At 37.1% G+C, this 8332-nt stretch carries 7 protein-coding genes; 1 reads left to right on the forward strand and 6 read right to left on the reverse strand.

Annotated features, from left to right (window positions below):
- Positions 1-211 precede the first annotated feature (211 nt).
- The gene (locus tag J576_RS15875; RefSeq protein WP_002050087.1) at positions 212-1321 is read left to right on the forward strand and encodes an S-(hydroxymethyl)glutathione dehydrogenase/class III alcohol dehydrogenase; all 1110 of its coding nucleotides are present in this window, start codon (positions 212-214) and stop codon (positions 1319-1321) included.
- A gap of 56 nt (positions 1322-1377) precedes the next feature.
- Here J576_RS15875 and J576_RS15880 read toward each other — a convergent pair whose 3' ends face one another.
- From J576_RS15880 to J576_RS15905, 6 genes are all read right to left on the reverse strand, one after another.
- Positions 1378-2334 (reverse strand): DUF4882 domain-containing protein, encoded by a 957-nt coding sequence (locus J576_RS15880; protein ID WP_002049992.1) that lies wholly within the window; start codon positions 2332-2334, stop codon positions 1378-1380.
- Positions 2335-2443: 109 nt separating this feature from the next.
- Positions 2444-3454, reverse strand: a complete 1011-nt coding sequence (locus J576_RS15885; RefSeq protein WP_002049906.1) for a fimbrial protein — start codon at positions 3452-3454, stop codon at positions 2444-2446.
- On the reverse strand, positions 3451-6009 hold the full coding sequence (locus J576_RS15890; protein ID WP_002049976.1) for a fimbria/pilus outer membrane usher protein: 2559 nt from the start codon (positions 6007-6009) through the stop codon (positions 3451-3453). The genes J576_RS15885 and J576_RS15890 overlap by 4 nt, the downstream gene beginning before the upstream one ends.
- 60 nt (positions 6010-6069) lie before the next feature.
- Positions 6070-6804: a fimbrial biogenesis chaperone gene (locus J576_RS15895; protein ID WP_000774082.1), complete on the reverse strand. Its 735-nt coding sequence runs from the start codon at positions 6802-6804 to the stop codon at positions 6070-6072.
- Between the two features lie 86 nt (positions 6805-6890).
- Positions 6891-7424, reverse strand: a complete 534-nt coding sequence (locus J576_RS15900) for a fimbrial protein (RefSeq protein ID WP_000731816.1) — start codon at positions 7422-7424, stop codon at positions 6891-6893.
- A gap of 486 nt (positions 7425-7910) precedes the next feature.
- The gene (locus J576_RS15905) at positions 7911-8201 is read right to left on the reverse strand and encodes a hypothetical protein (RefSeq protein WP_004887207.1); all 291 of its coding nucleotides are present in this window, start codon (positions 8199-8201) and stop codon (positions 7911-7913) included.
- Positions 8202-8332: the final 131 nt, after the last annotated feature.

Here is an 8332-nt window from a genome sequence, read left to right on the forward strand (position 1 = left end):
ACAAGATAATGATTTGATAAGAAACCTCTTCAAGTAAGGGGTTTTCTCGTTTTTTAAATGTAGGCTTGCTTAGACGTATGTGACTGGCTATGCTGTAATGGATTGCTATGAAAGCCAATTTTAATTTAAGCAAAATTAAGCTCTTGTATTAGCATTACATTATCTATTTTGCTCGACTATAAATACCGAATGATATAAAGGAAACCCAAAGATGAAATCTCGTGCAGCTGTCGCCTTTGCTCCAGGAAAACCTTTAGAAATTGTTGAAATTGATGTTGCACCACCCAAAGCGGGAGAGGTTTTAATCAAGATTACCCATACTGGAGTATGTCACACCGATGCATTTACCTTATCTGGTGATGATCCGGAAGGTGTTTTCCCGGCAATCTTAGGTCATGAAGGCGCGGGGGTAGTAATTGAAGTTGGTGAGGGGGTAACAAGCGTTCAGCCGGGTGATCATGTTATTCCGCTTTATACGGCAGAATGTAAAGAATGCTTATTTTGTAAATCTGGAAAAACCAATCTTTGTGTTGCTGTACGTGCAACTCAAGGTAAAGGCGTTATGCCAGATGGTACTACACGTTTTTCATATAAGGGCGAACCAATTTACCACTACATGGGCTGTTCAACCTTTAGTGAATATACGGTAGTAGCCGAAGTATCTTTAGCTAAGATTAATCCTGAGGCGAATCACGAGCAAGTATGTTTATTAGGTTGTGGGGTAACTACAGGTATTGGTGCCGTGCATAACACAGCGAAAGTACAAGAGGGCGACTCTGTTGCTGTATTTGGCTTAGGTGGTATCGGTTTAGCCGTTGTACAAGGAGCACGTCAAGCAAAAGCAGGGCGCATTATTGTCGTAGATACAAATCCAGATAAATTTGAGCTGGCAAAACAGTTTGGCGCTACAGATTTCTTAAATCCTAAAGATTATGACCAACCTATTCAGCAAGTCATTGTAGAAATGACAGGCTGGGGCGTAGATCATTCATTTGAATGTATTGGAAACGTCAATGTTATGCGCTCAGCTCTAGAGTGTGCACATCGTGGTTGGGGACAATCTGTCATTATTGGTGTAGCCGGTGCAGGCCAAGAAATTTCAACCCGTCCGTTCCAGTTAGTTACTGGCCGTAAATGGTTGGGTACAGCATTTGGTGGTGTGAAAGGGCGCTCACAACTTCCTAAAATGGTCGAAGATGCTATGAAAGGTGATATTCAACTTGAAGCTTTTGTAACGCATACAATGCCTTTACAAGACATTAATACCGCTTTTGATTTAATGCATGAAGGTAAATCCATTCGCACTGTCATTCATTTTTAAATGAAGTAAAAAGGGCTGTAATTCAGCCCTTTTTTTATGCTTAATAGTTTTATATTTTAAATGGCATTACCACACATGTCAGTGGTACCTTGAGGATAGCTAAACTGTAGAGCATTACGGTCTGTAATTAGTTCACTCGACAACTCTTGTCCAAATAATTGTTCAGAATATATTGCTATACCATTCATAATAGAAAAACGTATATTCGCAAGCGGAGCTGGCAAATTAGATTGATACCCCTGATCAACTCCATTTAAAATAAAGCCTACTTGCTTCGTGTTCTGATTAATATATATACCCAAGCGTTGGTATCCATTCATATTATTTGTCATATTTTGACTTTTGAAGTAAGGATGATCAGGTCCGCTATTATCACTAACTCGATATGCTAAAGAGTAATTTAAAGTTGGAGGATTCTCGCCAAAATCTGGGTCATAAGTCCCTGTATGAAACCCGTAGTTTGATCTAACGGTATATCCATTATTTGTTACACCAGTAAAATCAATATTAGAGATATAAGAAGAGTTACCAACGGCTACAGTTGGAATTTTTAGTTCCATTTCAAAGGCAATAATGCCCTTATTAGGTATAGAGAAATCGCCAATATCATTAGTCGAGTTGAGACCTGCTTTAGTTCTCGCTATATAATCTATATTGCCATATTCATTTTCTAGTATAGGATCTACTTTAAGGCTAAATTTTTGCCCACTTATTATTGGAAATATTTTCATAGGAAAATAATCAGGATGTTCATTATTCCATAGGTCATAATCTTCTTGAGTTGCATCAAAATGATATTGGCAGATTGGGGTAGAAGAATTAGGGGAATTCATTTGAGTCAAAAGGGGTTGAGATGCCAATTTTTCATTCTTTGTAGTTGATGAAATTCTTTTAGATGCGACTTTTTGGTTAGATTCATTACGTAATGCTGTATTGGTATTATCAGATGATACCTCATACATGGCCCAGCATAAGGTAATTGCACTAACAGCAACTATGCCTATTTTTTTCATAGATGTTCCTATAAAGTTAAGTAAATTCTTAGAAAGTATGGATAAAGAAAAAGTTATTATTAATTCTTAAATATTTGATATTGTTAAATTTAAAAACTATTGAATATGATTAATCATATTCAATAGTTACAGTTGCCATAGCACGAACTTTACCCGGTGTAACATTCGTTGCTGTTTGATAGTAGCGGGCAGTCATCGGTACGTTATATTGAAGTGTCTGGTTAGAAGACAATGTACCTAAAGCCAGCTTGTCACCTTTTTTGATAACCTGATTTTTATTTTGATAATTCCAAAGTAACTGAACGCCTACACCGTTTGCTTTTTCAGAAGCTGCAGCTGTATTCGCTAAAACCTGATTGTTTGTACCATCTTGAGTAAAGTCATAGGTCAAACTAATAAGATTTTTCTCTTCATAGCCAGTAGGGTTAATACCACCATTACATAGGATGTTCATATCAAAAGTTTGTTCACCTTGAGTTGAACCAACACCTTTAAAGCCAGCTTTAGTAACTGTTGGTAGTTGTACAACTTTATTGATATTACCTTGAATTTCACATGAAGAAGATGCAATGGTAATCGCATTGGCATTAACAGTACTTGTTAAGAAAGGCTTATCTGGAAAACCACGGATATAATAACTACTATATCTACCAGGAACTAAAGTCCCAGAACCTGTTTGTGAGGCAATTTTAATTATTTCCACAACAAAATAGCCATCTGCTAAGTAACGATTACCTGAGATTCCACCACGTTGATAAGGGTAATAACCAGAAAAATTGGTATTATTATCTGCTTCACGGTATAGGCGAATACCAATACCAGGAATATTGGTTGTATAGATGCTATTGCCTAAGGAGCTTAACGGATAAGCCTGTGTTAATTCCGCAACGGCAACATCGCGGCTATCACAATTATTTGCTTGTGTTCTAGTCCGGGTAATAGGAAAAGTCGCTTTTCTTAAAATCGCACCTACTTGATCACTAGGACGTACGACAACACGTCCCACCGCCATAAGAACATCATTTGCTTCATAATTGACTATATAGCATGCAGCATTAGCTTCACCATACACACCTAAGCCCGCGGTAAATAGAGCACCCGTTAATAATATTCTTTTCATTTGCAGACAGCCTCCGTCATTACCACGCTTTGTTGCTTGTTTTGCAACTGATTACCAACATTGTACTCAACCGAACAACGCTCATTGCTTTCGTCTCCCCATTTTACATACAGACGATCTTGAGCAAGTGGGGTACGTAAGTAAATCATACTACCTTGTGCAACAATACCTACAGCTTCGTCTTTTTGGTTAAAGACTTGTGCTGCAAAAGGTAAGCTGTTGCCATCTGCAGTCTTACTATTAATATAAACTGCATAACCTGTCTTAGTCGCAAAATCTACTTTAGCAATTGCACCAGCAAACGGCGCAATACGTTGACTTGTTTCTTCAAGTTCTACTTTGCTAGACATTTCTTGAGGGTCAAGGGTAATGTCATTAAGACGGTATGGAGTAACATATGGAACTACGGCATAACCTGCTTTATTGATGCTTAGACCAACGGTATTACTTACTTTTGCGCCAGCTGCATCAGGTGCATGTACAAGTACCATTGTTTGACCTTGTTCAGGTCCAAATAACACACCTTTTGAGTGAGCAACGATACTACCGCTTAAGCTCACCATAGCTTGTTGATAAGAATCAGCCACACTATAAGAACCACCAACAGTTGTATAGTTAGTACGATAACGACCATTTACGTTAAATGTTGGGTTTGCATAGTCCTGATGCGACATAGAAGCACCATAACTAAAGCGATCACCTACCATTCCACTTGCACCCACTGTACGACTATCTTCAGATGCAGTAATGTTGACATTAACTGAGTTCTTCTTGAAGTTCATTGGGAAAGACAATGTCATTAAGTATTCAGTATCACGTGATTGGTTACTTGCGCCGTATTCAACTTTACGATTGATCGCAGACAAACCATAAGTTAAACCATGGTAATTATTGCTATAACCAATCTGATACTGTTTAGTTGTTTCACTACGGTTCCAATAATCGACCCATGAACCTACCATATAGAAGTTACCCCAACCCTCAGGGAGTCCTTGGTTCAAGGTAATCTGGAATTCACTACGTTGGCGACCCGCAGCGTAAGTATTGATACCTTTTTCTTCTAAATCACGAATAAGAAGGGCATCACGCAATTTATAGAAGTTTTCTGTTGAATAACGATAAGCTGCAAGTGTTAAGTTCGTATTGGTTGGTGAAATTAATTTACTATAGCTTAAACGGAAACTTTGACCAGACTGCGAAGCTTGTTTTTCAAAGTCCGCCTCAGAATGCGTAACGTCAAATGCAACAGCACCAATAGGTGTTGCAAAAGCAGCACCCAGCAATAAAGCTGTATAATTTTCAGAAGCCTGAATTCCGGTATAACCCGTTAAATAGTTATTAATACCTTGTTGATATTTACCCTGAACCACCCAAGGATTAAGATCAATATCACGATCACGGAATTGACCTACAGTGAGTGAGTAACGGTTTACACCCGGACGTAACATCTGAACAACAGATGCATAAGGCACAGAAAATTTTTGTATTTCCCCATTCGCCTCAATAACGGTAACTTCAATCTCGCCACCAAATCCGGTAGGGTACAGGTCATTAATTTCGAAGTTACCCGGTGCTACCGTTGTTTGATAGATAAGTTGGCCTTGCTGACGTACTTCAATTTTTGCATTAGTTTTAGCATTACCACGAATACGTGGGGCATAACCAAGCATACTATTCGGCAGCATTCGATCGTCACTTGAGAAATCAATACCACGATAGCCATAAGAGTCAAATACTTCGCCGTTTGTAAAACTATCACCAAGTGTTAAAACACCACGATATTTCGGGAATGCTCGCTGTAAATAAGTACTTGTTTCTTCGTAACTTGACTTAGATTGATTTTCAGCAGGTGTATCTTGCCATTGCCACTGACCATTGTGACGTAGCTGCCAACCACCTAAATTTAGTCCGGCTGTGATACCCATAAACGCATTTGAGGTTTCACTTCTATCATTCGATTGAGTGAACGTTTTATAAGCACTACCGTTATAAGATAAAAAGCCTGCATTAATACCGCGATCCCATACGCTCGGATCGACATAACCTTGCGCATTTTTTTGTAATGCGACTTGAGGGATTGAAATATCGACACGTAAACGAGAGTTATCAAACTCGTAAAATGCATTTTCAACCCATTCTTCTATTTTGTAGCAACTATTATTTTCTTTTTGAAGGGGAGCATGCTTAGTCAAAACCTCTTGTTTTACGCCGTATTCAAGAAGATTAATTCCTGTAAAGCAAGTGACCGCATTTTGTGTTGGGTCTACCGCCTTAAACACCATACGACGTTTACCAAACCATTGACCATTTACATATACGTCAACGTTATATTCGCCAGGTAAAACAGGGTTGCCATATTTAAAGCGAGAAATATCAACTTTTTTTGCATCGCCAATTAAGAAAGCAGAATCAAACTCAGCTTCAACAGGAGCACTCGCAGCTGTTTCTTCAGCATGCACGAATACAGGCATTGTCATAGTAACAACACCGGAAGCCAAGTAATAACAAATATGGCGTTTTAATAATTTATAAGATTCTTGCCGTTTTTTTGGCATAGCTAAGTCCGCCTACTCACATAATAGGTGCTTAAAATTTATTAAAAAATATAAATCTGATTATTGAAGTTTTATTGAGTGTTCGACTCGGCCACCGTAGTCATTCACATTAATAAAACTCATATCCTGAAGATTGCCATTCTTAAGCTGAATGGATGCATCAGAAAAAGGCTTAACCATTAGCCCTTCAGGTAATAAATCTACTTTTTTATCGCCGACTTTCTGATAAACAGAAGTCATGGTGATATGAAAAGGTGTTGGATTTTTTACCGTTAAGTTTTGACCAGATTTAACCCATTGAAGCTTATCTGCCGCTAAGTTCGCATCATCTTTAATCGAAGCTGGACGATAGAAGAATTTAATACGTGAACGAATTGCTAATTGCAGAAAATTATCAGGTGTCGCATCTGAGCCCTTTGAGGTAGGTCTTGGAGGAATATCCAAAACATTTAACCATAAGACAGTTTCTTGCTTCTGATTTAACTGAGAAGCAGTGGGTAGAGCAGTAATACGAAAAGTCTGACTTTTTGTTGCTTCAACACGAGAAATTGGAGGAGCAATCATAAAAGGAACTTTTGATTGATCCGGAGTACTTTTTGGGTCGCCTTCATCAATCCAAGCTTGGACAAGTGCTGGTTTTGAACCGTTATTGCTAACTTGTAGCGTAACTTCTCGGGCATCTGATGGATAAATTACACGAGTGCCATGAATTACAATTTCTGCATGAGAGGCAGGTGCGGCTACCGCTGAAGCAAATGCCAAACCTAACAAAAAATTATAACTGTTCAATTTCATTTCAGGATTCTCAGCCAAGGAAGTTCGGGAAAGCGTTACACAAAATAGGGCTTCTATACGGATATAGAAACCCTATCATCCATCAATTATTGATAGATAATTGTGTATTGAACAGAAGTGTTCACTTTACCAGCAGTAGAAGCGCCAGTTGCATAGTATTCAGCATAGTAGTTAAGGTCTGCACTACCAGCTTTAGCAACGTCAACCCATTGAGAGTTTGCTTGAGCGCCATTTGCACCAGCAGCAAGAACTGGAATTACTTGGTTGTTGCTACCTAAAAGTTGAACGTTAACGTTTTTAGCACCAGTAGCGTCTTGGTTAAGTAAACGACCAGTATTGAAGTCAACCGTTGCACCTGGTTCGAAGTAAGTCGCAACTTTACCTTCTGAACAGTTAGCTAATTTGATCTGGAAAGGAGTACGACCAGCAACGTTACCAGCAGCAGCTAAAGTTTGTTTAGAAACAGTTGGAAGAGTAACTGTGAAATCTTTACCAGCAGGTGTAACGATGTCACAAGTTTTGTCTGTAACTAAACCATTAATTGTAATTGTACCATCAGCAGCTTGAGCGTTCGCAATCCCTACAACTGAAAGAGCAGCGATCAAAGCAAGTTTTTTCATAGTGTTTTCTCAAAAAGTCTGGATAAAAGTTTAATCTGTTACTTTTCCAGAGGTTGACATCTTGAAAAGTAATGCGGCGATACTAACATTTTTTAAACAAAATGCAAACTAGATCACATATTTTTTAAATAATAAGAAAAAATACCATGAATTTAGAGTAAACATGACTAATGCTCTTTTTGAGTTAAGATTTTGTTTTTAAATATGAAATATTTGATAGAAGTTCTATTAAGAATAATTGCAAAAGAAAAATACAATTAAAGAAAATTATTTTAAGAAAAATTTAATGAAGTAATTATATAGAACAATTTATCTTTATGCATGAAAAAACGTGAAAAATTTATCATTTATTAAGCAAATAAGAGCGAATTGTTAACTCTAGCTAAGTATTGCACTATAAAGTCAAAAATTCACTCTTATAAGGCCATTCATACTTAAGTAACCGTAAAGAGTTAAGACTGAGTTGATGTTGAAAGCTCGTTCATTTCAATGATAGTTAACAAGCACTACTTTTTTATTAGCACTTATAGTTTCAATACTCGTATCCATTTTTTCAGTATGTCGCGCTAAGTTGAACACATTATCTTTGTTTAAATATTGAGTATCAATAGTTGTATTCAAAGAATTGATTTGAGCGCATTCTTTTTCAATATTTACTGTAGAACAAGTATCTTCAACAATATTTCCTTTAATCATTATTGTGTTATTCGCATAACAAAATAGTGGGGAAGTGGAAAGTACCGCCAAAACTACAATTTTAAATATATTATTTTTCATTTTATATATACCTATTTATTAAATAGTTAATATAAGAGATACAATAATTTTTATTTAAAAACAATTTGAAAATTCATTTTAATAAAAAAATAATAAATAACATGTGACGTATATCTCACTAATTATTTTAT

The sequence above is a fragment of the Acinetobacter sp. 766875 genome (assembly GCF_000582055.1).
Lineage (GTDB): Bacteria > Pseudomonadota > Gammaproteobacteria > Pseudomonadales > Moraxellaceae > Acinetobacter > Acinetobacter nosocomialis.